Annotated in this window: 22 protein-coding genes; 10 read left to right on the top strand and 12 right to left on the bottom strand. The window is 69.9% G+C overall.

Annotated features, from left to right (window positions below; all coding sequences use genetic code 11):
• Positions 1-670: 670 nt before the first annotated feature.
• Positions 671-1,459 (bottom strand): EI24 domain-containing protein, encoded by a 789-nt coding sequence (locus tag QFZ67_RS27260; protein ID WP_307663700.1) that lies wholly within the window; start codon positions 1,457-1,459, stop codon positions 671-673.
• Between the two features lie 227 nt (positions 1,460-1,686).
• Between QFZ67_RS27260 and QFZ67_RS27255 the strand changes: the two genes are divergently transcribed.
• Positions 1,687-4,236 carry a M14 family zinc carboxypeptidase gene (locus tag QFZ67_RS27255; RefSeq protein WP_307663699.1) on the top strand — a complete coding sequence of 850 codons (2,550 nt, stop codon included), beginning with the start codon at positions 1,687-1,689 and terminating at the stop codon, positions 4,234-4,236.
• 57 nt (positions 4,237-4,293) lie between these two features.
• Here the strand turns inward: QFZ67_RS27255 and QFZ67_RS27250 are convergent, their stop codons facing one another.
• Positions 4,294-4,737 (bottom strand): organic hydroperoxide resistance protein, encoded by a 444-nt coding sequence (locus tag QFZ67_RS27250; protein WP_307663698.1) that lies wholly within the window; start codon positions 4,735-4,737, stop codon positions 4,294-4,296.
• Between the two features lie 65 nt (positions 4,738-4,802).
• The gene (locus QFZ67_RS27245; protein WP_307663696.1) at positions 4,803-5,822 is read right to left on the bottom strand and encodes an NADP-dependent oxidoreductase; all 1,020 of its coding nucleotides are present in this window, start codon (positions 5,820-5,822) and stop codon (positions 4,803-4,805) included.
• Positions 5,823-5,912: 90 nt separating this feature from the next.
• Between QFZ67_RS27245 and QFZ67_RS27240 the strand changes: the two genes are divergently transcribed.
• Positions 5,913-6,356 carry a MarR family winged helix-turn-helix transcriptional regulator gene (locus QFZ67_RS27240; protein WP_307663695.1) on the top strand — a complete coding sequence of 148 codons (444 nt, stop codon included), beginning with the start codon at positions 5,913-5,915 and terminating at the stop codon, positions 6,354-6,356.
• A gap of 18 nt (positions 6,357-6,374) precedes the next feature.
• On the opposite strand, the gene QFZ67_RS27235 is transcribed toward QFZ67_RS27240, so the two are convergent.
• Positions 6,375-7,070, bottom strand: coding sequence for a hypothetical protein (locus QFZ67_RS27235; RefSeq protein ID WP_307663694.1), 696 nt, complete (start codon positions 7,068-7,070; stop codon positions 6,375-6,377).
• A gap of 143 nt (positions 7,071-7,213) precedes the next feature.
• On the opposite strand from QFZ67_RS27235, the gene QFZ67_RS27230 reads away from it, so the two are divergent.
• The 4 genes from QFZ67_RS27230 to QFZ67_RS27215 all read left to right on the top strand — a co-directional run bounded on the left by QFZ67_RS27230 (position 7,214) and on the right by QFZ67_RS27215 (position 11,319).
• Positions 7,214-7,771 carry a hypothetical protein gene (locus tag QFZ67_RS27230; protein ID WP_307663693.1) on the top strand — a complete coding sequence of 186 codons (558 nt, stop codon included), beginning with the start codon at positions 7,214-7,216 and terminating at the stop codon, positions 7,769-7,771.
• Positions 7,772-7,907: 136 nt separating this feature from the next.
• Complete coding sequence (locus QFZ67_RS27225) at positions 7,908-8,951, top strand: rod shape-determining protein (RefSeq protein ID WP_307663692.1); 1,044 nt, start codon at positions 7,908-7,910, stop codon at positions 8,949-8,951.
• A 68-nt stretch (positions 8,952-9,019) separates the two neighbouring features.
• Positions 9,020-9,637 (top strand): LysE family transporter, encoded by a 618-nt coding sequence (locus QFZ67_RS27220; protein WP_307663691.1) that lies wholly within the window; start codon positions 9,020-9,022, stop codon positions 9,635-9,637.
• Between the two features lie 890 nt (positions 9,638-10,527).
• Positions 10,528-11,319, top strand: a complete 792-nt coding sequence (locus QFZ67_RS27215) for a VOC family protein (protein ID WP_307663690.1) — start codon at positions 10,528-10,530, stop codon at positions 11,317-11,319.
• Here QFZ67_RS27215 and QFZ67_RS27210 read toward each other — a convergent pair.
• From QFZ67_RS27210 to QFZ67_RS27195, 5 genes are all read right to left on the bottom strand, one after another.
• The gene (locus QFZ67_RS27210) at positions 11,273-13,264 is read right to left on the bottom strand and encodes an RICIN domain-containing protein (protein WP_307663689.1); all 1,992 of its coding nucleotides are present in this window, start codon (positions 13,262-13,264) and stop codon (positions 11,273-11,275) included. The genes QFZ67_RS27215 and QFZ67_RS27210 overlap by 47 nt on opposite strands.
• 336 nt (positions 13,265-13,600) lie before the next feature.
• On the bottom strand, positions 13,601-13,789 hold the full coding sequence (locus QFZ67_RS39165; protein WP_373430132.1) for a TOBE domain-containing protein: 189 nt from the start codon (positions 13,787-13,789) through the stop codon (positions 13,601-13,603).
• Between the two features lie 25 nt (positions 13,790-13,814).
• Positions 13,815-15,548, bottom strand: coding sequence for an ABC transporter permease (locus QFZ67_RS27205; protein ID WP_373430131.1), 1,734 nt, complete (start codon positions 15,546-15,548; stop codon positions 13,815-13,817).
• 116 nt (positions 15,549-15,664) lie between these two features.
• Positions 15,665-16,471, bottom strand: coding sequence for a molybdate ABC transporter substrate-binding protein (gene modA, locus QFZ67_RS27200; RefSeq protein ID WP_307663688.1), 807 nt, complete (start codon positions 16,469-16,471; stop codon positions 15,665-15,667).
• A gap of 123 nt (positions 16,472-16,594) precedes the next feature.
• The gene (locus QFZ67_RS27195; protein ID WP_307663687.1) at positions 16,595-16,990 is read right to left on the bottom strand and encodes a molybdopterin-binding protein; all 396 of its coding nucleotides are present in this window, start codon (positions 16,988-16,990) and stop codon (positions 16,595-16,597) included.
• A 135-nt stretch (positions 16,991-17,125) separates the two neighbouring features.
• Between QFZ67_RS27195 and QFZ67_RS27190 the strand changes: the two genes are divergently transcribed.
• The 3 genes from QFZ67_RS27190 to QFZ67_RS27180 all read left to right on the top strand — a co-directional run bounded on the left by QFZ67_RS27190 (position 17,126) and on the right by QFZ67_RS27180 (position 19,508).
• On the top strand, positions 17,126-17,545 hold the full coding sequence (locus tag QFZ67_RS27190; protein ID WP_307663686.1) for a molybdopterin-binding protein: 420 nt from the start codon (positions 17,126-17,128) through the stop codon (positions 17,543-17,545).
• A gap of 74 nt (positions 17,546-17,619) precedes the next feature.
• Positions 17,620-17,994 carry a hypothetical protein gene (locus QFZ67_RS27185; RefSeq protein WP_307663685.1) on the top strand — a complete coding sequence of 125 codons (375 nt, stop codon included), beginning with the start codon at positions 17,620-17,622 and terminating at the stop codon, positions 17,992-17,994.
• 137 nt (positions 17,995-18,131) lie between these two features.
• A complete protein-coding gene (locus QFZ67_RS27180; RefSeq protein ID WP_307663684.1) occupies positions 18,132-19,508 on the top strand; it encodes a PP2C family protein-serine/threonine phosphatase in 1,377 nt (458 codons plus the stop codon).
• A 36-nt stretch (positions 19,509-19,544) separates the two neighbouring features.
• On the opposite strand, the gene QFZ67_RS27175 is transcribed toward QFZ67_RS27180, so the two are convergent.
• A complete protein-coding gene (locus QFZ67_RS27175) occupies positions 19,545-21,353 on the bottom strand; it encodes a fatty acyl-AMP ligase (RefSeq protein WP_307663683.1) in 1,809 nt (602 codons plus the stop codon).
• Positions 21,354-21,426: 73 nt separating this feature from the next.
• Positions 21,427-23,223 (bottom strand): fatty acyl-AMP ligase, encoded by a 1,797-nt coding sequence (locus tag QFZ67_RS27170; RefSeq protein WP_307663682.1) that lies wholly within the window; start codon positions 23,221-23,223, stop codon positions 21,427-21,429.
• Positions 23,224-23,653: 430 nt separating this feature from the next.
• On the opposite strand from QFZ67_RS27170, the gene QFZ67_RS27165 reads away from it, so the two are divergent.
• Positions 23,654-24,952 carry a beta-ketoacyl synthase gene (locus QFZ67_RS27165; protein WP_307663681.1) on the top strand — a complete coding sequence of 433 codons (1,299 nt, stop codon included), beginning with the start codon at positions 23,654-23,656 and terminating at the stop codon, positions 24,950-24,952.
• Here QFZ67_RS27165 and QFZ67_RS27160 read toward each other — a convergent pair.
• On the bottom strand, positions 24,916-25,725 hold the full coding sequence (locus QFZ67_RS27160; RefSeq protein ID WP_307663680.1) for a LuxR C-terminal-related transcriptional regulator: 810 nt from the start codon (positions 25,723-25,725) through the stop codon (positions 24,916-24,918). The two genes, QFZ67_RS27165 and QFZ67_RS27160, sit on opposite strands and share 37 nt — an antisense overlap.
• Positions 25,726-25,793 lie beyond the last annotated feature (68 nt).

Below are 25,793 nucleotides of genomic sequence, written 5' to 3'. Positions count from 1 at the left end.
TGTTCAGCATGCGTACCGCTCTCTGATTCTGCTCATCCCTCTCCTTCTGGCCCGGCCGCCGCGCCTGCACCCTGACGGCCTGTGTATCTCGCCAGAGGACTGTGGCACCGCGCTGCCGCTCGCCGGGAGAACCCGCGACCGAGTCACGGGAATTGGCCAAGATCCCCGCCAGAACCACCCGTACGGAGCACCCCGCTGGCCGGTGCGGGAGCGACGCCGGCACGAGGCCGCCGACGAGGCGGTGTTCGATGCGGAGGGGCGCCCACGCGCGCGGCGGCCAGGAACAGGATCACGGCCTGCGCTGCTCCGGCGCCGCAGGAACTGGCGGCATGGTCCGTTGCTGTATGCCTTGTCGGCCGCGACGCTGGGGCACGGCTTTTTGCGGGGCCGGCCCGGATCGATCGGGCGTGTTTTAGAAGTCCCTCCCCCAGAGCTTCGCCTGGGAGGTGCCCCCAGCCCGCGACGCCTGGCACGCACTCCCCCAGCTACCGCTGGGCGGTGCCCCCACGCGATGTTGTCGGAGTCGCCCAAGTACTCCCCCAGAGCTTCGCCTGGGAGGTCCCCCCATTCGTACGAGGGCGATCTCCCCCAGACTTCGTCCGGGGGTGCCCCCACCGCCTTGCCATTGAACGCACCAGACGCCGTTTGGCGGTGGCATGTCGCGAGGTCGTCAGTCCTTGTGCAGGGTGTACCGGGCCGGACTCGCCGGCTCGGCCTCCGGGTCCGGCGCCACCAGGTCCCGCACCATCAGCGTCGCCCCGGCCACCGCCCCCGGCATCAGGAACACGGCCAGGAACGGCACGAGGAAGGCCAGCGTCAGCGGCACTCCGAAGCCGAGGGTCAGCAACCGACGGCCCCGCAGCAGCCCGAGGCGGTCCTTGAGCTCGACGCCGCGCCGCTGGAGGGCGACCGCGGTGAGCTCCTCCGCAAGGAAGAAGCCCGACACGCAGAAGCCTATGGCGGGGATGACGGTCTGGCCGACGACCGGGATGAAGCCGAGGGCGAAGAGCAGTACGCCGTAGAGCACGACCCGCGCCAGGACCCGCAGCGAGTCGCGCGCGGAGATCCACAGCTCCCGCCAGAGCGGCAGGCCGGACTCGGGGACGTCGCCGCCCTCGGTCCGGTCGACCTGCTCGGACAGCGACTCGTAGAAGGGCTGGCCGACCAGCAGCGTCACCGCGGTGAAGGTGATCACCGCGAGGAACAGCCCGAAGCAGAAGACGAGCGCGGTCAGGAAGCCCCGGAACAGGCCCTGCCAGGGCGAGGACCAGTCGTCGGCGAAGGGTGTCGTCCAGGCGGCGAAGTCGTCGGCGCCGTAGCCGAGGCCGACCAGCGCGGCCGCGTACAGCACCAGCGTCACCAGCCCGGGCAGCAGCCCGAAGCCGAACCACTTGCCGTGCCCGCCGACCCAGCGCTGGCCCTTCATCAAGTAGCCGAAGCCCACCCCAAGATCACGCATGGGTACAGTTTATCGGGGTGCCGGAGCCGGCGTGGGGCCGAGCCCGGCCGGACCGGGCCGCGGGCACGATCGGCCCGGCGGGTGGTGCGCGAAGAGCCGGAGCCGAACCGGGGGTTACGCCCAAGCAGCTCTTGTTGTCCGGCAGTTGACCCTGTAGACCCCTGCGTACCACTAATCGTTGTGCTGATCGATTCCGATCGATTCCGACACTCCGGAGGCACGTACGCATGGGCTTGCCCCGCCCCCTTCTCATCGCCACCGCCGCCCTCGCCGGGGCGGTGCTTCTCGCGCCCGCGCCCGCGACCGCACTCCCCGGTCGCGACGGCCCACAGCCCCATCCCGTACGCGAAGGCGGCGGGCGCGACGCCGCAGTCGCGAAGGCTCCCCTCTCGGCCGCCGCCAACGCGCTGCGCACCGCGGCCCCCGAGCTCGCGAAGAGCGGCGGCTACCCACGGCGTACCGTCCTGGATGCGCCGCCCGTGAACCCGGCCGACAAGTCGATCAAGCTGGGGCTCGAGCCGTACCACGCGCTCGCCCCGCGGCTGAACGCCCTGCAGAAGCTCGGCGACCGGGTCAGCGTCGAGGTGGCCGGGCACTCCGCCGGCGGGCACGAGCTGTATCTCGTCACCGTCACCGCGCCCGAGACCTCCCGGCAGGCGCGCGAGCAGGAGCGGATGCGGGAGCTGATCGAGAACTCCCCGGCCGCCGCCGCCAAGGACAAGCGCGTCAAGTCCGCCTACAAGACGCCGGTGTTCATCAACAACAACATCCACGGCAATGAGTGGGAGGGCACCGACGCCGCCCTGAAGCTCATCGAGGAGCTGGCGAAGGCGAAGGACGGCACGACTGCCGACCTGCTGTCCAGGAACCGTATCTACCTCAATGTGACGGCCAACCCGGACGGCCGCATCGCCGGCACCCGCGCAAATGCCAACGGCTTCGACCTCAACCGGGACTTCATCACCGGATCCCAGCCCGAGGCGCGCGCCATCCGGCAGATCGCCATCGACAAACAGCCGGCTCTCATGCTCGATCTGCACGGTTACGTCAACGGCACACTGATCGAGCCGACGACTCCGCCGCACGGCGAGAACTACGAGTACGACCTCTTCCTCAAGAATTCGTACGCCAACGCGCTGGGCATGGAGAAGGCGGTGAACGGCCTCGGCTACACCCCCGCCAAGGACGGTGTGCAGCCCGCCGTCATCCCCTTCCGGGACGAGAAGGAGGGCTGGGACGACTGGCCGCCGGTCTTCACCCCGCAGTACATGCCGTTCCAGGGCGCGATCGCCTCGCACACCATCGAGTTCCCGATGGCGGTCAACAACGAGGAGTACGACTCCCTGCCCGTCGCCGAGCTGCGCCGCCGGGCCGCGATCAACACGGCCGTCGCGGGCGCGGCGATGCGCGCGACGCTCGACTACACGCGTACGCACCGCACGGCGGTGATCGCCGACCAGATCGAGACCTTCCGGCGGGGCGCGGCGGGCGAGGCGCAGCGGCCGGTCTCGGAGGAGACGGTGCCTGGCGTGCCGGGCATCGGTCCCGAGGACGTGTACACCACGACCTTCCCGCGCGCGTACGTCATTCCGGCGGGGCGGGGCCAGAGGTCGGCGACCGCGGCGGCCCGGCTGGTGGACCATCTGGTTGCCAACGACGTACGGGTGGAGCGGGCGGTGCTGCCGTTCAGGCTCGCGGGCCGCAGCTACCCGGCGGGATCGTACGTCGTCGACATGCGCCAGCCCAAGCGCGGCATCGCCAATGTGATCCTGGCCGAGGGCCGGGACATCAGCGCGGACGTGTCCACGATGTACGACATCTCGGGCTGGAGCCTCGGGCTGCTGTGGGGCGCGACCGTGGACAAGGCCGCCAAGGGCAAGCTGCATGTGGTGGGCCGCCCGGTCCATGCTGCCGCGCCCGCCGGCTATGTGGCCCCGTTCGGGGAACTGCGGCTGCGGCTCGACGACCCGAAGGAGCTCGCCGCCCTCAACTCCCTGCTCGCGCAGGGGGTGAAGGTGCGGCGCGCCACTGACGGCTCGGCGATCGTGCCGGGTTCGGCCCGCGGTGTGGCAGGTGTACTCGCCGACCGTCTCGGGGTCGCCTTCTTGGCCACGAAGGAGAAGGGCACGGGCGCGCTGAAGCGGACCAGGGTCGCCGCGGCGGTGACCCCCGGTGAGCTGTTCGCGCTGCGCGAGATGGGCTTCGAGGTGCAGCCGGTGTCGACGGCCGCTCTCAACGCGGGCTTCGACTGGTCGAAGGCGGATGTGCTGATGGTCTCGGGCGGTCTGGAGTACGGGCGGCTGACCCCGGCCGCCCGCGGCGCGCTGGACGCCTTCCTCGGGGGCGACGGCGGTGTGGTGACCCTCGGCTCGGACGGCGCGGCCTTCAACGCCGATGCGGGTCTGATCGCGGTCAAGCCGGTGGCGGGCAACGGCGACGCCAACGGCGTGGTCCGGGTGGCCAATGCGGCCGGCAGCCCGGTCACCGGCGGCGCGCCCGCGCACACCTTCGTGTACTCCCCGCTGTGGTTCACCGACCTCGGCCCAGGTGTGCGGGTGGAGCAGTCGTACGGCCCGGGGAACCCGCTCGTCGCGGGCCACTGGCGTACGACGGAGGACGGCAAGGGCGGCCCGAAGGACGCGGCCGGCCGGGCGTCGATCGTCAGCGGTACGAGCGCGAAGGGCACGCCGGTCGTGCTGTTCGGCACGGAGCCGCTGTTCCGCGACCACCCGAAGGGCGTGTTCGCGCAGGTCGGCCGGGCGCTGATCACACGCTGAGTACGCAGCGAGGGCCGCACCCCGGACGGGGTGCGGCCCTCCTGTACGCAGTGCCGGTCAGACCGCGAGGTCGACCGTGATGTTGCCGCGGGTCGCCTTGGAGTACGGGCAGACCTGGTGGGCCTTCTCGAGCAGGTCCTTGGCGGTGGCGGCGTCCACGTTCGGGATGTTCGCGGAGATCCTGACGGTGATCCCGAAGCCCTCGTCGTTCTTGCCTATGCCGACCTCGGCGGTGACCGTCGAGCCGGAAATATCTGCGTTCTCCCGGCGGGCGACGACACCCAGAGCACCCTGGAAGCAGGCGCTGTAACCGGCGGCGAAGAGCTGCTCCGGGTTGGTTCCCGCACCGGAACCGCCCATCTCCTTCGGCGGATTGACGACCAGGTCGAGCCGGCCGTCGTGGGTGACGACCCGGCCGTCGTGGGTGACGACCCGGCCGTCACGGCCGTTCTCCGCGGTGGCGGCAGCGGTGTACAGGACGTCGGACTGCTGGATGGACATGAAGAGGTTTCCTGTCGCTGGTTCACCCCGGCTCGCGCCCACGACCGCGGTGGCTGAGGCCGAGCCTAGCTGGTCAGCGAAACGATCATCTTGCCGGTGTTCTCACCGCGCAGCAGACCGAGGAACGCGTCGTAGCCGTTCTCGATGCCCTCGACGACGGTCTCGTTGTACTTGAGCTCGCCGGAGGCGATCCAGCCCGCGACCTCACGGACGAACTCCGGCTGGAGCGCTGCGTGGTCGCCCACGAGCACGCCCTGCAGGCGCAGCCGCTTGCCGATGACCATGGCGAGGTTGCGGGGTCCCGGGGTCGGCTCGGTGTTGTTGTACTGGGCGATCATGCCGCAGATAGTGGCGCGGCCGTGCACCTTGAGCGAGGAGATCGCGGCCTCGAGGTGGTCCCCGCCCACGTTGTCGAAGTAGACGTCGATGCCGTCCGGGGCGGCTTCCTTGAGCTGCTCCCCGACGGGGCCGTTCTTGTAGTTGAAGGCCGCGTCGAAGCCGTACTCCTCGACGAGAAGCTTGACCTTCTCGTCGGAGCCCGCCGAGCCGATGACGCGGGAGGCACCCTTGAGCTTGGCCATCTGGCCGACCTGGCTGCCCACCGCGCCGGCCGCGCCGGAGACGAAGACCGCGTCGCCCTCCTTGAAGGAGGCGACGTCGAAGAGCCCGGCGTAGGCGGTCAGACCGGTCATGCCCAGCACGCCGAGGTAGGCGGAGAGCGGGGCGAGCGAGGCGTCGACCTTGGTGGCGTGCTTCGCGGGCATCGCGGCGTACTCGCGCCAGCCGAGCCCGTGCAGGACGTGGTCACCGACGGCGAAGCCCTCGGCTCCCGAGGCGATGACCTCGCCGACAGCGCCGCCCTCCATGGGGTGGTCGAGCTTGAAGGGCGGGGTGTACGACTTCACGTCGTTCATCCGGCCGCGCATGTACGGGTCGACCGAGAAGTACAGATTGCGGACGAGGATGCGACCCTCGCCCGGCTCGGTCACCGGCGCTTCACGCAGAGCGAAGTCCTCCGCCTTGGGCCAGCCGTGCGGGCGGGCGACCAGGTGCCATTCACGACCGGACGCGGGGAGTGCGGACATGCTGCGTTCCTCCTAGAAAAGCTTCACTATGTGAAACAACCATGCTCATGGATATTTCATGTTGTCAAGTAACTGGGTATCCTGTTCGCCATGGCCACCCCACGAACAGACACCCTGACCGTCGAGGTCGTCGAGCTCATCGGCACCGTTGTGGCCCGCTACTACGCGGAGTACGAGCAGGCCGCGGCCAAGCACTCACTCACCGGCGCGCAGGCGCGGGTGCTGGGACTGCTGACCCTTGAGCCGATGCCCATGCGCCGCGTCGCACAGAAGCTGAGATGCGAGCCGTCGAACATCACCGGCATCGTCGACCGTCTGGAGACCCGCGGGCTGGTGGAACGACGGCCCGATCCGAACGACCGCAGGGTGAAGCTGGCCGCGCCGACGAAGGACGGGGCCGACACCGCGCGGCGGCTGCGGGAGTCGCTGGACTTCGCGCGCGAGCCGCTGGCCGGGCTGTCGGACGAGGAGCGGACGATACTTCGGGACCTACTCAAGCGGATGCTGGGCGAAGGGGCTCCGGCCGTGCCGTAGCCCTCGGTCACCCGACTTCTAGATGCACCAAAAGAGGAACTGGTTGCAGGTCTGGGTCGGCGTCGGGGTCGGCGTGGGGCCCGGGGCCTTCGAGGGCTCGGCCGAGGCCGATCCGCTCGGCTGCCCCGAGTTCGACGGCTCCGTACTGGCGGGCGGCTGCACGGCGGAGGGCGCGGCCGACGGCCTGCCGCCGCCCCGGCTCGTGGCAGTCGGCTTCCCGGTGCCGCCGCTGCCCGGGCCGCCGGTGCCGGTTCCCGTCGGGCGTGCGGAACTCGACGCCGAGACGGGCGATTCCGTCACGGGGTCGGGACCCTCGGGGGTGACATCGACATCCGTGGGCTCCGGAGCGGGCTCCGTCTCGACGTCCGGCTCTTCCTTGACGGCGGTGGCCGCGCCGTCGTCGCCCGGATTCTCCATGGCCAGCTCGGCCAGGCTCAGCGCACCCGCAGCGAGCACCAGGCCGAAGGTGCCGAGCAGCACCTTGCGGCCACGCCGCTTACGGGCCCGTCGCCCGGCCGCGGCCCTGCGCCGGGAACTGTTCTGGCGATGGGCACGCCGATGGCCCGCCGGCTCGGACACCTCGTCCAGTTCGAGGACGTGCTCCGCCGCGGGCGCAATGGGGCTCTGATACCGGAGCTCCTCAACGGGTGTACCGCAGCCGGCACAGGCCAGAGCGCCGTTGAGGTGCCGACGGCACTGGTTGCAGTAATCCATGGCGCCCGCAGGCTATGCGGCGCAGAGGGACCAGCGGTGAATGAGTCTGTGAGGATTTTGTGTGGAACCCTCATCTTGGCTACGGGTCAGCTTCTCGTCAGTGACGGCGCGTTCGCCCCGGACAGCGGGGCAGGATGTCGGACATGACCCCTGCCGCACCGTTCGGGCCCCGCGAATTCCAGCTGGTACTGCTACGCCGGATGGCTGACCATCAACCCGGTCTGGTCGAGGACGCCCGCCACGAACTGGGCGCGTCCCTCGCCGAGATGCGCGAGGCCAACCGCCGCTGGCAGGCCATGGTCCGCTCGCCGAGGGGTCGCGGCGCGCTTGCCCGCTACCGCTCGGTGCTCGGGAAGCCGGAGCAGGTCATACGTCGGCGGATCGGCGACCTCGAGTGCGACGCGCTGCTGTGGCCCGTACCGCTCTGGCCCGATCTGCGCTTCGAGGTGCTGGCGGCGGACGGCGGGGCGGTGTGGAACGAATGGCTGGTCCGCGCCCCGGGGGCGACGGGACCCGAGTTGCGTACGGCCGATGACCTGGTGCCGTGGTCGTGCACGGTGGACGAGGTGGCAAGAGCGTTTCCTCCCGCCAGACCCATGGAGGGCTCGGCGCCGACGCGATGGCAGCTGGCGTTCACCCTTCCCGACGGCGAGCAGGGCGTCGCGGAGTTCTGCTGGGGACTGCTTCAGAGACTGCTGTAACCGGGAATTGACGCCCGATCGGCCGAACGAATCTGACGGATCGTCTGCTCCATACCCCCGACCGGCTCACCCAGCGCGCGCACTTCCCGTTGCGATCGCACGATGCCATCAAGTACCGCACTCGGGAGGATCCGCCGTGACCGTCAGCCTTGAGCAGTTGCGCCGTTGCCATGTCGCCGTCGACCTGGGAGCCGCGAGGACCAGGGTCTTCGTGAAGGGGGCCGGGCTCGTCGTCGACGAGCCGAGCGTCGCCGCCGTGAACACCCGCACCGGCGCGTTGATCGCGGTCGGCGCGCTCGCCGAGAAGATGACGGGCCGTACGCCCGACTACATCCGCGTCGCCCGTCCCATCGCCGGCGGCACCATCGTCGACATCGAGATGGCCCAGCGGATGCTCCGTCTCCTCCTCGGCGAGAAGCTCCGCCGCCAGCTGCGCCGCAAGCCGCGGCTGCGCGCCGCCGCCTGCACCCCGCACGACAGCGACCCGCTCGCCGAGCGCGCCGCCGTCGAGACCCTCGTCGGCCTCGGCGCCCGCCGGGTCGAGCTCGTCGACACCCTGATCGCCGCGGCCGTCGGCTGCGGGCTGCCCGTGGAGCAGCCCACCGCGACCATGATCATGGTGTGTGGCGCGGCGACCACACAGGTCGCCGTGCTCTCGCTCGGCGCGATCGTCACGGCCGAGCGGATCCCGGTGGGCGGCAACGCCATCGACCACGCGGTGATCCAGCACCTGCGCCACCAGCACGAACTGATGCTGCCCAGCCAGTCCGTACGCCCCCTCCAGCTGGCACTGAGCGGCAACGGCCTCAACACCCACGGTCCGGCGTCCACCGAGATCCACGGCCGGGACGTGGCGACCGGACTCGCCCGCTCGGTGCGTGTCGACACCGCCGCCGTACGAGACGCCATCCACACCCCGCTCACCTCCGTGCTCGACGGCATCGGCAAGGTGCTGCGGGACTGCCCGCCGGACCTGGTCGCCGATCTCGCCGACCGCGGGATCATGATGGTCGGCGGGAGTGCGCTACTGCCCGGCCTGGACCAGATGCTGCGCGATGCCACCGGAATGCCGGTACACATCGCCGACCGGCCCGACGTCTGCGCCGTACTGGGCCTCGGCGCGATGCTGGAGGGCAAGATCCAGCCGCTGGTCCTCAATCCGCTCGCCGAAGCCAGCTGAGACCGCCGGTGGGCGGGGGCGCGTAAATCGGTCGCGCCGATCGTGGCCCGGGACCGACGCTGTGCGCCATGAGTATGTGGACGACGGCGATGGCGGGCGCGGCGGCGGGCCTGGGTGTGGCTATGCCCGTGGGGGCGATGGGCGTACTCCTCATCCAGGAGGGCATGCGCGACCGCCGCGGTGCAGTGGCCGCGGCGGCCGCGGTCGCCGTGGTCGACTTCGCGTACGCCGCCGTCGCAACCGCACTCGGGCCGCTCGTCGCCTCCGCGCTCTCCGGCGTCGAGGCCTGGGTCCGGCTGGTGTCGGCCACCGTGCTGGCGGTGATCGCGGTGCGCGGGCTGCTCGCCTCGCGGCACGCGGGGCCCGAGCCCGAGGGCGAGAGCGCGGGCATCGGACCGGTACGGACGTTCACCCGGTTCGCCGCGCTCACCCTCATCAACCCGACCACCGCCCTGTACTTCGCCGCCCTGACCACGGCTCAGGGCGCGGCCCTGAGCGGAGGCACGGCCGGCGCGGTGTTCGTCGGCGGCGTCTTCGTCGCCTCGCTGGCGTGGCAACAACTGCTGGTCGCGGTCAGCGGTTTGGCGAGGACGCGGATCTCGGACACCGCTCGGGCGTGGACGTTCCGGATCGGGTACGGGCTGGTCGCGGTGTACGCGGTCAAGGTGGCGCTCCCGTTGCCGTAGGGCGCGCCTTCCTCGTGGTCGGGGTGCGGGGGCTTCGGCGGTGCGGGCGTCCGGGGCGTGGGGCTCGTCCATGGCGCGGGCGTCCGGGGTGCGGGTTGCTTGTCCCCCACCCCGCCCCTTCCCGAGACTCGGGCGGTGCCCCAGACCCCCTGTGGGTGTGGGGGGCTGACGCCCCACACCCACAGGCAGCGGCAGCTTCGCGCCGCCACCGCCACCTCCAGAGGCAACGGCAAAACACCCCCGCCCACGCGGCAGCGTCGCGTCGCGCGGGTACAGCGGGGACGCAGCCCCGCCGTGCGGCAGCTTCACGCCGCGCCCTCCAGGCCGACGTGTACGGCACGCGGTGGCACAGGCCCTTCACCGGCAGGGGGACGCGCAGGGGTCGTGTTCTGGACGTAAAGCGGCGCAACTCGCGCGAAGCGCGGTGAGGAAAGCAGTCCAGAATACGAGCCCCGGAGCGGCCCCACGCCCGCACCCCGCCGCCCCCGCACGCCCAAGACCCGCACCCTGCCGCGGCCGCGCACCCCGCACGCACCCCCGACCCGCACGCCGCGGCCGCGCAACCCGGACGCACCGCAGACCCGCACCGCAGACCCCGCGCAACCCCGCACGCCCAAGACCCGCACCGCAGCCCCGCGCAACCCCGCACGCCCAAGACCCGCACCGCAGCCCCGCGCAACCCGGACCCGCACCCCGCACCCCGCGCACCCCGGCCGCCCCGCCGCCCCGCACCCCGCCGCCCCGCACACCCCGGACGCACCGCCGCTCCGCACCTCGGCCCCCGCACCCCCAAACGCCCAAGCCCCCCTCCCCCGCTCGGCGCGCGGCGCCGCGAACTCGCGAATAGCGTGAAAGGGACGAAATTTCCTCGACCGGGAGGCTTGGTTCCCATGGCCGCGCAACCCGAAGGCACCCCCTGTTGGACCGACGCGATGTTCCCCGATCTGGAAGCCGCGAAGACTTTCTACAGCGAGCTGTTGGGCTGGACGTACGGCGAAGGCTTGGAAGAATTCGGCTACTACACACAGGCGTACTCCGACGGCAAGGCCGTGGCCGCCCTCTCCCCGCAGATGCCGGGCATGGAAAGCACTCCGGCCGCATGGAACCTCTACTTCGCCACCCCGGACATCGCCGCGACGACCACGAAGATCCGTGACAACGGCGGAGCGCTGACGATGGAGCCGATGGAGGTAGGCGAGTTCGGCACCATGGTGACGGCCCAGGACCCCAGCGGCGCGTACTTCAGCGCCTGGCAGGCCGCCGGCCACGAGGGCTTCGAGAAGACGGGCGAGCCCGGCTCGTTCGCATGGGCGGAGGTCACCACCCGCGACGCCGCGAAGGCGGACTCCTTCTACCCGGCCGTCTTCCCCTTCGAGGTGCAGCGGATGGCCGACGAACACATCGACTTCTGTGTGTGGAACGTCAACGGCCGGCCGGTGGCGGGCCGGATGAAGATGACCGACGACTTCCCGCCCGAGGTCCCGCCGTACATCAATGTGTACTTCGCGGTGCCGGACTGCGACGCCGCGGTGGCCACCGTCAACAAGCGTGGCGGGCAGGTGCACTTCGGCCCGATGGACAGCCCGTTCGGCCGTTTCGCGGCGGTCGCGGACCAGCAGGGCGCGGCGTTCTCCGTCATCGATCTGCAGACGACGCAGGGCGAGATGCCCGAGATGACCTGACGCGCTCCTCATCCCCGTGCGCGTGAACGGCCTCCCGCGGGCGGGGAAGTGACGGCACCGGACTCTGCAGGTCCCGGCCCGCGGCGTCGAGCAGCCGCCCCGGAGCCGCGGGCCGCGGCCCGGGCGGGGCGCTGTCCGAGCCGGACCCGGACCCGCCATTGCTGGCGCGGCGGACATTGGACTTGGGCACGTCCCCGTACGGAGACGTGCTCTCCGGATCCGGCACCGGACCGGGATCCGGCACCGCACCCCCGCCCACGGGCCGCGGGGGTTTGCCGCCCGACGGGGAGGTGTTGACCTCCTCGGCGGGCGGATTTCCCGAATCGGCGCTCGGCCGGATCTTGGGCGAGCCGGCGGCAACGTTGTCAGTGGCCCAGCGCTGCGCCGGCGAACCGTCCCGGACCTTGACCACCACCGTCGCCCCGGCCTCCGCGGCGGTGGGGACGACGGCAAGACCGTCGTTCCAGCGGGGAATCACATCGCCCTGGATCGTCAGGTCGTAGCGGACGTCCGCGGCGTTGCCCGCCGATGGGTCCGCACAAGCGCCGAGGACGACCACGCCGTCCAGCTCATGGGAGTTCAGACACAGTTCGGGGGCGGCGGCGCTGCGCAGCAGTCCGTCGTTCTCGTACACCCACTGCTGGGTCACGGAGCTGGAGCAGGGCGCCATCGTCGCGTCGGCGCCGATCTGCACCCTGCGGTCGCGGATGTCGAGGCACAGGCCGGAGTCGAAGTTGCGCAGTCTGGTGCTGAGCGGGCCCGTGGGGAGTGCGGCAGAGGTGGTCGACGGCTGCGAGGGCTGTGGAGGGGGGCTGGAGGGCAGCTGGGATCCGGGGGCGGGGACCGCGCTGACGGAGCCGCTCGGGACAGCCGGTCCCGCATTACTGCCGTCGTCCGGCCAGATCTCGGTGACGACGGCCGCGACGACGAGCAGGCCGGTCACGATCCCGAGGCCGGTGATGGCGGCCCCGCGTCCGCGCTGGGACAGCGACAGGGGGCGGCCCTGGAAGGTGACGCGGGGCAGCGAGCGGGGACGTCCGCCCCGCGAGTGACGGCCGGCGCTGCGGACCGCGCTGCGCACCGCGTCCGCTCTGGCCACCCGGGAGCGGGCGTTGTTGCGGGCGGGCCGCGAGTCGAGATAGGGCTGGGCGGCCGGGCCGAGTACGCCTTCGGCCAGCAGGAGGGCGAGCCTGCCGTCGACGTGGTTGAGCTGTTCGGCGCCGTAGCGGCAGTGCTGACACTTCGCCAGATGCGCCTGGATGTCGGGAATCAGTGGGCCGCCGCGGCGCAGGGATATGTCCAGCAGCCGGTTGAAGTGGCGGCATTCCTGGGACGGGGCGAGTTCCAGATGGGCCCGCAGGCAGCCCGCCCGCAGGATTTCACGCGCCTGTTCGAGCTGGGCCGCCGCACTACGGGGATCAACGGCCAGCAATCCGGCCGGTACGGATATACCCTCGCCCTCGACCTCGACGTGCCAGAGCAGACATTGGGCGGGGCCCGGGATTGCCTGGAAAGCCCGCGCGATCAGCCCCCGATTCTCCGGGATGGTGAACATGTCGACGGGTACGGTGCGGCCGGTGTCCGGATTCTGGAGTTCGGGCAGCGCGGTGACGCGCTCGTCCGCCGCCCACGTCTTGCCGATTTGACGGGCAGTCAGCAAAAGAAGCGGACGAAGCGCTGCGGCCGTCCGGGCCTGCCGCAGACTTTCCAACACCTTGCGGGAGGCCGCCGTGGCGAGCATGGACGCCGCCTGGGCCGAAGGGGTGCAGATCGACGTGTAGTCGAACACAGGTTGCCAGTGCCTCGCCAGCAGCACTGCTACGGCACGGGCCTCGTCGTTCCCCCCGCCGGTCCGCAGTGTCGCCGCGAGACCTTCGTCGGAGTCCCCGGAGCTGAGACCGGTGCGGGGAGGAGGGACGGGACCCGGAGTACGGGGATTCTGCATAGACGTCTTTCCATCCAGGGCATTGCGGTGGGGGGTTGAACATGGTTCCGGTCCGGCCCGGGTTAACGGGCCGGACATTTCTGTCAGTTGAAAGGGTGCGCGCCTGCTTGGTCTATACCTCGGTGAAATTCGAACGGCTGAACAAAATCGGCCTGTCGAGACATGAGGAAGCTCACCCTTACACAACCCACAGGTGTGGAACAAGAGTTCCGGAACCGCGACCATTCCCGACGCTGTCGAGAAAAGGAAAGAACCGCTCGACTTTTGTTCAGAGTTGACTGGCTTCTACCGTGGAGTAGCAGTGCGCGCCCGTCCCCGGCTCGGCCGCCACAGCTCTCACAGCGTCACAATGACGGCCTCGGTCGCCTTGACGCTGGTCCATACGGAAGTCCCGTCGGCGAGGCCCAGTTCGGCAGCCGCCTGCGGGGTGATCTCGGCGACGAGGTCGGGCGCCTGCGGCGAGCCGATCAGGATGCGCAGCCGGCTGCCGGTGGCGGTGATCTCCCGTACGGTGCCCGGCCACACATTGCGCGGGCTGCCGCCGGGCCTGTCACGGTGTACGGCGACCGCTTCCGGCGCGATGATCGCGAGAGCCTCGGTGCCGACGGGCAGCGGATCGGCGACGACGAGGAGCCCGCCGCCGGGGAGCGCGAGGCCGTCCGCCGTCGCGGTGCCGGGCCAGGCGTTGCGGCCGAGCATCCGGGCGACCCACGGGGAACGTGGGTGGCGCGGTGACCTCGGCGGGCGGCGCGTCCTGCAGGGCGCGGCCCTCGTCCAGTACGAGCACCCGGTCGGCGAGCGATACCGCTTCCACCGGGTCGTGGGTGACCAGCAGGCAGACGCCGCCGAAGCCGTCGAGGTGCGTGCGCAGGGTGTGGCGTACATGCGCGCGGGTGGTCTGGTCGAGTGCGGCGAGGGGTTCGTCGAGGAGCAGCAGCCGGGGGCGGGCGGCCAACGCGCGGGCCAGCGCGACGCGCTGGGCCTGGCCGCCGGAGAGCTGGGCGGGCCTGCGGTGCGCGAGGTGGCCGACGCCGAGCCGGTCGAGCCAGCCCTGGGCGGTGCGGCGGGCCTCGGCGCGTGGGACGCCGTGGGCGCGCAGCCCGTACGCCGTGTTGCTCAGGGCGCTCAAGTGCGGGAAGAGCGCGCCGTCCTGGGGCACCCAGGCCACACCGCGGCGGTGCGGGGGCAGATCGGTCACATCCGCGTCACCGAGGCGGAGCGCGGCGTGGGCGCGTGGGGTCAGTCCGAGGAGGCCGCGCAACAGGGTGGTCTTGCCCGCGCCGTTGGGGCCGACGACGGCGATGGTGGTGCCGGGTTCGGCGTCCAGGGTGAGCTCGTTGAAGCCGGTGACCTCGGCGTGCAGCGGCCAACTCTCCTGCATTTCAGGGAGGTTGAAGTCCTTGGCCGGCTCGACGGGGGGCTGCTCGGCAGGGGGCTGCTCGGCAGACGCTTCCTCCGGGCGCTGCCTGCCGGGTGCCTGGCCCGGCGCCCCGCCGGACCAGCGGCCGCGCAGCGCGATGAGCACCGCCATGGCGATGGCGAGCAGCAGCAGGGACAGAGAGGTTGCCGCTTCCGGCTGGTCCTGGAGCAGCAGATAAACCTGGAGGGGCAGCGTCTGCGTGGTGCCGGGCAGATTGCCCGCGAAGGTGATGGTCGCGCCGAACTCACCCAGGGCCCGCGCCCAGGTGAGAGCGGCTCCGGCGACGAGTCCGGGGGCCACCATGGGGAGAGTGACGGTGAAGAACACCCGTAGCGGCGAGGCTCCGAGAGAGGCCGCGGTCTCCTCGTAGCTCGGTCGCAGCCCCGCCAGGGCGCCTTCGAGACTGATGACGAGGAACGGCATCGCGACGAACGTCGCAGCGACGACGGCACCCGAGGTGTGGAAGGGCAGGGTGATGCCGAAGGTGCCCTCCAGCCAGGGGCCGAGCAGTCCCCGGCGGCCGAATCCGAGGAGGAGCGCGACGCCTCCGACAGTGGGCGGCAGCACCATCGGCAGCAGCACGAGGGACCGTACGAGCGCCTTGCCGGGGAAGTCGACGCGGGCCAGCAGCCAGGCCAGCGGCACCCCCAGCAGCAGGGAGACACCGAGCGCCCAGAACGAGACGAGCAGCGACAGTTGCAGCGCCTCGGTGACGCCCGGGCTGGTCAGATGTGCACCGAGGTCGCCCCAGGAGGTGCGGACGAGGATGCCGATCAGCGGCATCAGCAGCAGCGCGATGGCGAGCAGCGCGGGCACGGCGAGCGCGACGGGGGTGCGGGTGCCGCGGCTGCGTAGGCGTCTCATCGGGGGTTCCTCGGGGACCTGGTCGGGGTCGAGTTTCGTTCGTGGGCTGCCCGGCCCCCGTACCGGGCAGCCGGCTGCCGGCGGTTACGGCTGTCGGCGGTTACGGCTGTCGGCGGTTACGGCTGCTGGAAGCCCGCGTCCTGAAGGATCTTCTGCGCCTTGGGCGTGCTCAGCCACTTCACGAACGCGGCGGCGGCCTCCGCGTTCGTGGACGTCTTCAGAGTCGCCGCCGGGTAGGAGGCTACGGCGTTCAGGTCGTCGGGGATCTCGACGGCCTCGACCTTGCCCTTCGCGCTCGTGGCGTCTGTCTTGTAGACGAGCCCGGCGTCGGCCTCGCCGAGCTCGACCTTGCTCAGGACGGCGCGGACGTTGGGCTCCTGGGAGACCGGTTTCACGACGATCTTCTGGGCGTCCAGGATCTTCTTGCTGTAGCGGCCGACCGGCACCTCGGGGGCGGCGAGCACGACCTTCAGCTTGGTGTCCGCGAGGTCCGCCAGCGAGCCGACCTTCTCCGGGTTGCCCTTGCCGGTCGCGATGACGAGCCGGTTCTTGGCGATGACGGTCGGGGCACCGGTGTCGGACTTCAGCCCGTCCATGGTCTTGGTGTCCGCGGTGACCAGGGCGTCGGCGGGGGCGCCCTGCTTGACCTGGGCGGCCAGTTCCTGGGACCCGGCGAAGGAGAACTTCACCGTGGTGCCGGGGTGGGACTTCTCGTACGTGGCGCCCGCCGTCTTGAAGACATCGGTCAGCGAGGAGGCGGCCAGCACGGTCAGCTCGGCCTTCGGCGCGCCGGCGGCGGACCCGGTGGCCTTCGCGCCGCTGTCCTTCTTGCTGTCGTCGCTGCCGCAGGCGGCCAGTGGTACGAGCAGTGCTGCGGTCAGGACCGCGGCGGCGGTACGGTGCCGGGCAAAGGCATACGACACGAGGGCTCCTCTTGGTGAAGCGGTGGGAACAGGCCGCGTCAGGGACGGGCGACGCCGCTGCAAGGGATGAGTGCTGAGTGAGTGTCGGAAGACGGTCTCAGGGTCGGTTCAGGGGGGCGGTTCTCAGACGCGGTCGATGTGCACGCTGGTCGACTTCACGCGGGCGGTGGCCTGCATGCCGACCTCCAGCCCCAGCTCCTCGACGGCCTCCCTGGTCAGCAGGGAGACCAGCCGGTGCGGGCCGGCCTGGATCTCGACCTGCGCGGCGACATCGCCGAGCTTGACCGCGGTGACGATGCCCGGGAAGGCGTTGCGGGCCGAGGTGTACGAGACGTCCTCCTCGCCGGTCCCGCCCTGGGCTACCTCGATCGAGAAGGCCGCCAGGTCACGGCCGTCGATGAGGCGGCGGCCGCTTTCGTCGCGATGGGTCGCGACCTTGCCGGCGTCCGCCCAGCGACGCGCGGTGTCGGGGCTGACGCCCAGCAGACGCGCCGCCTGGCCGATTGTGTAGGACTGCATATGCGACAAGGTAGGCGCCATCAGCCAGCATTTACAAGACATTGAGAACCGCTTCATAGCAAATGCCAGACCCCTTGGAGGAAGCCCCAAGCGCGCTGCCCGGCTGCTGCCGGGGCCCGTGGCTACGGTGGCCCCATGAGCCTGAGCATCCGCAATCAGATCCCCGGCACGGTCGTCTCCGTCACGCCCGGCGAGGTGATGGCCGCCGTCAAGGTCCGTCTGGAGGGCGGCCAGGAGATCACCGCCGCGATCACTCTGGAGGCCGTCAGGGAACTGGGCCTCGCGCCGGGCTCCGCCGTACGCGCCCTGGTGAAGTCCACCGAGGTCTCGCTGGCCACCGGCGCGGTGGAGGGCCTGAGCATCCGCAACCAGATTCCCGGCACTGTCACCGACGTCGCCGCCGGCGGCGCGATGGCGAGCGTCAAGGTCGGCGTGGTGGGCGGCGAGCTGACCGCCGCGATCACGAAGGACGCCGTCGCCGACCTGGGTCTGGCCGCCGGGTCCTCCGTAGTGGCACTGATCAAGTCGACCGAGATCTCCCTTGCCACGCCCTGATCGCGGCCCAACTACCCCTGCCCGGCCGTGGAGCCCCCCGGGAATGCGAAGGCCGCATAGTAATATTGGCTCTCATGTCGAAGCCTGATTATCTGCTTGTCGATGTCGCCGCCATGGTGGAATCGGAGCAAACCAATCAGATGTCTCTCACCGTGGTGGTCCACGGTGCTGTCATCACCGGACGACTGGCTCCCGAAGCCATGTGGAGGCAGCGTGTCGCCGAGGTCCTGAAAGATTCGGACCGACTGGGACCGTTCTCCACCATCTTCGTGGCCGCCGGGGCCGGCCCCCGCAGCGAGCAGGCTGAGCCACCCACACACCTGCACTTCCATGTCGCGAGAATCCTTCAGGGAAGCCTCGGGATTCCCGAGACCGGAGGGATGTACCGCATTGCCATCAAGGATGTGAGTGCCTGGACGGTGGGGGACTTCAGTTACTCCGACCACTGAGAATTCCCTCTCAACGGCGCCACCGGCCGCGGACCCGTCCATGCGGCAGCATGGAGACAGGGACAGTCCCGGCGGCTGCGCAGCGTGACGGCCTGTAGTCGGCTGTGGCGGGCCGGCGAATGGGGAAGAGGTGCCGGATGGGTTCGGATGTGGACGACCATGACGGGCCGGCTGCGGACTCCCATGAGCTGGACCGGGCGGTGCAGCAAGCCCTGGACCGGCTGACGCTCCTGACCAACGCCGGCGACGCCCTGGCCAGCACCCTCGACCTGGACACGGGGCTGCGACGCCTCTGCCACACGCTGGTGCCGGGCCTCGCGGACTGGTGCGCGGTGGATCTGCTCGACGAGCGTGGCCGCCTGCGTCGGCACGTGATCGAGCACCGTGAGTCCGACCTGGTGTCACCCGGCCTCTACGAAGGTGAACTGCCACCTGTGTCCGAGGATTCGGCCGCCTCACTGGCCCGCGCCCTGCGGGGGGCTGGGCCGCTGCTCGTAACGTCATTCTCCGCGCCGGAAGCTGCGGCCGATCCTCTGCATGCCAGGGAACTGGAACTCTTCGACCGCCTGGGAGCGGACACGGTGGTGATCACGCCCCTGCGCTCCCGCCGCCAGGTCCTGGGCGCGTTGACCCTGGCGCGCACGGAGAGTAATGGGGCACTGGACGAGGACACTCTTCCGCTGGCGGAGGACCTGGCACATCGCGTCGCGCTCGCCGTCGACAACGGACGCCTGTACGCCGAGGTCCAGAACACGGGGGAGCGCATCCAGCGCTCCCTGCTGCCCGATCTGCCGACGCTCGGACTGCTCGAGTTGGCCGCCCGCTACCAGCCGGCTCTGGCCACCTCCCAGGTCGGCGGAGACTGGTACGACGCGTTCGTCCTGCCCGGCGGTGCCGCGGCCCTCATCATCGGAGACGTCGCCGGCCACGACTTGCAGGCCACGGTCACCATGAGCCACATGCGCAACATGTTGCGCGGCATCGCCTGCGACCGCAAAGAGCCACCCGGCAAGATCCTTGGCCGCATGGACGCGGCCAACAGCATCCTCTACCCACACCAGACCCTGACCTGCATTTACGCGCTGGTCGAGAAACCGGCCGAGCACGAGCCATGGGCGCTTCAGTACGCCGCCGCCGGCCATCCCGCCCCGCTGTTGATCACAGCTGAAGGCGACACACGCTTCCTGACCGACGGCCGCAGCATGCTTCTGGGAGTGGATCCCACCCAACGACGCCCCGACGCGACCGAAGTCCTACCGGCGAACGCCACCATCCTGTTCTACACCGACGGCCTCATCGAACGGCGCACTGAAGACCTCGACCGCGGCGCGGCCCGGCTTCGCCAGCACGCCGCCGCCCTCGCCCAAGAACCCCTGGGAGCCTTCTGCGACGAGTTCCTCACCGGACTCGCTCAAGACAGCAGCGACGACGTCGCCCTCATCGCCGTTCGCACACCGGCATCCGACGACCGCGCCGCCACCGCCACCGCCACCGCCACCGCCACCGCCGACTGAACTCAACAGCCGGCGGCGCTACTCGACCCCGTCCCCTCATTCGATGAGGGCGGCCTCGAAGGAACCCCCCAGGTACCGGTCCCGGCTGTCGCGACGTTGCAGCTTGCCGGTCGTCGTGAGCGGCAGCGTCCCCGGCTTGAGGAGGACGACATCGTGCACCTGGATGCGGTGTCCTGCATGGACGGCGCGCCTGATCTCCTGCTTGATCTCCTGGGCGGTCACCGGCTCATCACTCCCGCCGCCGGCTGCCGCCGTCGTCTCGGCGAGCACGATGAGCCGTTCATGCGCGCCGTCGTCGACCGACACCGCGCAAGCACCGAACTCGCGGACTGCCGGATGGCTGGCCTCAACAGTGGCTTCGATGTCCTGCGGGTAGTGGTTGGCACCGGCGATGATGATGACGTCCTTCGCCCGACCGGTGATGAACAGCTCCCCGCTGTGCAGAAATCCGAGGTCTCCGGTACGGAGAAACCGCTCGCCCGGCTGGTCGGGAAGGGTCCCCATGAAGGTCTCGGCACTCTCCTTGGGAGCGTTCAGATAGCCCGCTGCGACGCTCGGGCCGGACACGAAGATCTCGCCCACCTCGTCCTCGTCGCAGGGCTTGCCTGTCTCCGGGTCGACGGCGACAGCCATGCTCAACGGATGGATCGGGCCGCAGCCGACCAGCTCCCGACTGTCCGGTGCCGACGCGGCTGGGCGCACTTTTCCGGCGGTGAGCGCCTCGGAGTCCGCTCTCAGGACTTCCGGGCCCTGGCCGACCGGCACGGCCGTGACCATCACTGTCGCCTCGGCGAGGCCGTACGCGGGGGACAGTGCCTCGCGCCGGAAGCCGGCCTCTGCGAACGCCGCGCTGAAGCGGTCGAGGGTATCGGCGCGGACGGGCTCACCTCCGACCAGAGCCATCTCCCAACGGCTGAGGTCGAGTTCCCGGCGCTGAGCGTCGGTCACCCGGCGGACACACAGGTCGTAGGCGAAGTTCGGCGCGCAGCTGTCCGCGCGTCCGAGCCGGGAGATCGCCCGCAGCCACGTGAGCGGACGCTGTACGAACGTCATCGTCGGCAGCAGTGTGACGTCCCGGCCGGAGAAGAGGGGCTCGAGGACGTTGCAGATGAGGCCCATGTTGTGGTGCGGCGGCAGCCACGACACCGACGACGGGCGGGGCAGCCCGGCGTCGTCGGCAAGGCGACGCGTGTTGTCGTATATCAACGACAGATTGTTCAGCACATTGCTGTGAGTGATCGCGACGCCTTTCGGCACTCCCGTGGATCCCGAGGAGTACTGCAGGTAGGCGACCATCTCAGCGGCGGTCACCGGCGGGGTCCATTGCCGGGCCAGGTCCAGGGATACCTCGTCGGTCGCCACCCGGCCGAGTCGGGCGAGCCCCTCGGTGCCGGTGAGGACGGGCTCGGCGGCGGCAAGCAGGGGGCCGGTGGACAGGAACAGCCGGGACTCGGAACTCGCGGCAATCGACTCCACCCGAGTCCATTTGGCATTGCCCCGCGTGCCGTCGAGCGGAGCTACCGGCACCGGGATCAGACCCGCATAGATGCAGCCCAGGAAGGCGGCGTGGAACTCCAGGCCGGGCGGGTAACTCAGCAGCGCGCGTGCGCGTGCGGTTGGAGCCTGCTTCAGCAGCGTCACGGCGATCGCCCGCGCACAGCGGTCGAGTTCGGCCAGGGTCAGTGAGTCGGATTCATCGACACCATCGCCCAGGAACACAAAACTCTTCCGGTCGGGCTCGGCTGCCGCACGAGTGCGGCACAGGTCGACCACCGTCGTCAGTGCGCCGTGCTCACCGGCCACCCTCTCGGGCAGGCAGACACTGTGCTGATGATTGGTTCGCATGAGACCACTCCAAACGGAGGAAGGAGGAAGAAGGCGGCGGCAGTTCGCGCGCCCTCCCTGCATGGAGCGAGGTTCAGACCGTCTCGAACACCCGCGCCCGGTACCTGGACCGGCACCGCGAGCGCTGCAGCTTGCCGCTGGTGGTGAACGGCAGCGAACCGGCCTTGACCAGGAGTACCTCGTCGGCCCGGAGGCCGTGCCCCGCGAAGACGGCCTCCCTGACGGCTTCTTCGACCTCGCCCGCGCCGACGGTCGCGCGGGCACCTGACGGAGCGTCCGGGGCGGGGTCGGCCACGACGCGGTACCGGCTGTTGATCTCAGCCAGAACGACGAGGCGGGTGCGTCCGCCGTCCTCGACGGTGAATGCGCAGCAGCAGCCTTCCCGTACGGCCGCGTGGCTTCCTCCCGCGGTCGCCTCGATGTCGTACGGGTAGTGCTGCATGCCCTCCACGACGATGAGGTCGTCCACCCGGCAGGTGACGAAGAGCTGACCGCCGTCCAGAAAGCCGAGGCTGCCGGTGCGCAGGAACTGGCGTCCCTCGTGGCCGCGCACAGTGGCGTTGAACGTACTTGCCGTCTCCTCCGGGGCGTTCCAGTACGCGGCACCGATACTCGGTCCGGAAGCCAGGATCTCCCCTGTCTCGTCCGGGGCGCACGGTTCGCCGGTGGCCGGATCCACCACCGCGATGGTCATGGACGGGTGCAACTGGCCCAGGCCGACCAGCCGGCGGGCCTCGTCCTCGCTACCGGCTCGCTGCACCTTGCCTTTCGCCAGCGCCACCGCCTCGAACCGCCGGATCACCGGTTCGGGCTCCACCGGCCCGCCGCTGAGCATCACGGTGGACTCGGCGATGCCGTAACTCGGGAAGAACGCCTCGCGGCGAAAGCCGAACGGGGCGAGCAGGGCACTGAACTGGTCAATCATCTCTGCACGCACCGGCTCGTCCCCGACCACCGCGATCCGCCAGCCGCTGAAATCGAGGGAACGCAGCTGCTGCTCGGAGACGCGCCGCACGCACAGCTCGTACCCGAAACCGGGTGCCGAACTGATGCCCGCTCCGTGGTCCGATATCGCGCGGAGCCAGTTGACCGGATGCTGCGTGAACGCCGATGGCGGCATCAGTACGGCGTCGTACCCGACATAGAGCGGCTGCAGGACCCCGGTGATCAGTCCCATGTCGTGGAACACGGGCAGCCAGGACACAACGGGCGGCAGCCGGTCGAAGTCGTCCGTGTCCCGGGAACCGTTGGCCAGGATCAACGAGAGGTTGTGCAGGACGTTGCCATGGGTGAGCTCCACACCCCGGGGCGGACCGGTCGTGCCGGAGGTGTACTGCAGGTACGCGATCGTGTCCGGGCCGATGCGGGGGGCATTCCAGCCGTGTGCGTCCGTCCCACTGATCTCGTCAGTCGCCACAGAGGTCGGCCGGCGTGGTGTGGACATGTCCTTCAGCAAAGTGTCGACACGGTCCAGCCTGGACCCGTTCGACAGCATCAGATCCGGCTGGCAGCTGTTGACGATTGCCCGGAAGCGCGTATACCGGTCGTCGACGCCGACGCGCAGCACCGGAGGAGCCGGCACCGCGATCAGGCCGGCATACAGGCAGCCGAAGAAGGCGGACACGAAGTCCAGACCCGGCGGGTAACTCAGCACGGCCCGGGCGCCCGGCGGGGCATGCCTGCTCAGACGCACGGCGATCGCCCTTGCACGGGCGTCGAGTTGGGCGAGGGTGAGCGAGTCGGACTCTTCTAGGCCGTTCTCCAGGAAGGCGAACATCCGTCGATCCGGGTCCCTGGACGCGCGATAACTGCAGAGCTCGACCAAGGTCGTCGGCTCGAGTCGGGATTCTGTGATGGCATCCTCTGACATCGTGGTCCTCCTGTTCGGCTCGGCCATTGCCATTGCCCCGCCATTCCCCCACTGGCCGCCAGGACTTGGCTATTTGCCCAGCCATTGCTGTACGCCTGCGTCATGGTCGTTCCACTCGGAGAGATGCTAAGCCGGCGGAGAAATATCGAGTATCCGCCGGCGGATGGCGTCCACCCCCTACCGGAGGCGAGTGCCGATTAGCCCGTAAGACGGATGACGACCAGCCTCCGGTCGCCCTCACGGATCCGTCGGCCGGCCGTTATGGAAAGCGCCTCGTGCTGGCTACCGTAATGACGACGGCCAGTGGACGACGAATGGCCCGCGTTCAATCCCGCATCCAGTCCCGAGTTCAAGCCCGAGTTCAAGCCCGTACCCAAGCCCGTGTCCGAGGGAGAACATTTCCCTAGAAGGCTTCAGAAAGGGAACCGTGATGTCCTACGAAGCATCTGACGACTACTTCTTGGGTTATCCGAAGCTCCCCGATCTCCCCGGTCCCCCGGACGGGGAAGTCCTCGGTACAACCGGCGTTGTGGTCACCGGTTTAGGAATGACCACGCCGCTGGGCGCCGACGTCCACTCCTCCTGGACGGCGCTGCTCGCCGGCGAATCCCCGATCACCGTGCTCGACGAACCCTGGGCCCGCGATCTGCCCGTACGGCTGGCAGGCCGACTGAGTCAGGAACCGACCGAGGTACTGGACCGGGTCGAGGCCCGGCGGATGGACCGCTGCCAGCAGGTTGCGATGGTGGCGGCCCGGCAGGCATGGGCCGACGCCGGCGCGCCCACGGTGGCGCCCGAGCGGTTGGCCGTGGTGATCGGCACCGGCCTCGGCGGCGGGAAGACCCTGGTAGACCAGCATGACGTGTCATCGGCGAAGGGGCCGGGACGAGTGTCGCCCTTCGCCGTGACGATGCTGATGCCCAACGGCCCGGCCGCCGCCGTCAGTCTGGATCTCGAGGCCCGCGCCGGTGCCCACGCGCCGACCAGCGCCTGCGCCTCTGGAGCGGAGGCAATCGCCATGGGGCTCGCCATACTTCGTGCCGGGCGGGCCGACGTCGTTGTCGCCGGCGGCACAGAGGCATGCATCGGCCGGCTGTCCATGGCGGCCTTCGCCCGCATGGGAGCCCTGTCCAGCCGTCATGACGAACCTCAGAGCGCATCGCGGCCGTTCGACAGCGCCCGGGACGGCTTCGTCATGGCCGAGGGCGCCGGCGCCGTCGTACTGGAACGAGCCGAATCCGCAAGAGCTCGTGGCGCGCGGGCGTATGCCACGCTTGCCGGTACGGGGATGAGCTCCGACGCGCACGCCATGACAGCTCCTTCAGCGGACGGTCAGATCAGTGCGATCCGCCAGGCCTTGAGCTCCGGCGGCCTCGGCCCGCACGACATCGTTCACGTCAACGCTCACGCTCCCGGTACGCCCGTCGGTGACCGTATCGAGGCGTCGGCATTGCTGGAATCGATCGGTCCGCATGCTCTGGTGACGGCGACCAAGTCGATCACGGGCCATCTCATAGGCGGGGCGGGCGCGATCGAGGCCATCTTCACGGTCCTGAGCATCTTCAACGACGTGATTCCCGCGACCAGGAACCTCGACGACAAGGACCCCGAGGTGAAGGTGGACATCGTCACCGGAAGTCCTCGGCACACCAAGGTCACCGCGGCCATCTCGAACTCGTTCGGTTTCGGCGGTCACAACGTGGTCCTCGCTTTCACCAAGCCCGCCTGACCAGCGGCGCGGGACGGGCCGAAGGGAGAGGGGGCTTGAGCGGCTGGGGGATCCTGGGAGCCTGCGGAGGCCCGTGCGGCCTGCGCAGGCTGGGGCGAGTGCACCAGACCGCTCCGCTGAGCCATCAGCGCCGCGTGCATCCGGTTCGGCAACTCGAGTTTGGCGAGGATGCGCGAGACGTGGGACTTCACGGTGGCGGGCGTTACATGCAGCTCGCGGGCGATCTCTTGATTCGACCTCCCCATGGCCATACCGGTCAGGACTTGGGTCTCCCGGCCGCTCAGGGTGGCCAGGGCGACCGCGTGAGAACGCTCCTGTGGCGGCGGAAGGATCTCGAACCGATCGATCAGCCGTCGGGTCATCGTGGGGCAGATGAAAGCCGCGCCGCCGGCGACCGCGCGGACGGCTGAGGTCAGCTCCTCCTGGCTGGCGCTCTTGAGCAGAAACCCGCTTGCGCCCGCCTTCAGCGACCCGAACAGATGGCTGTCGAGGTCGATGCTGGTCAGGACGACGATTCCGGGTACGTAGCCGGGTGCGAATCCTGATGCTGCCGCCCCCGAAGGCTGGGCGAGTTTACGGATGAATTCGTATTCGGCGTCGACGAGTACGACCTGCGGTCGCCGCAGCTCGACCATTCGCAATGCCTCATCGCCGACCCTCGTATCGGCGACCACGGCGATATCCGGTGCCTCTCCGAGTGCATGCCGGAAACCGCGGCGCACAAGGTCCTCATTGTCGACCAGCATTACTTCCAACGTGCTGAACTCGTCCATCAATCACTCCGCCTGTGCGATTCGGAAGTGTGGTCCCCATTCCACTCCGTGGTCTCCTGACCGGTGTG

Source organism: Streptomyces sp. V1I1, assembly GCF_030817355.1.
Classification (GTDB): Bacteria; Actinomycetota; Actinomycetes; order Streptomycetales; family Streptomycetaceae; genus Streptomyces.
The sequence above is the reverse complement of the archived record's forward strand: the minus strand, read 5'-3'. Positions and strand labels throughout refer to the sequence as shown.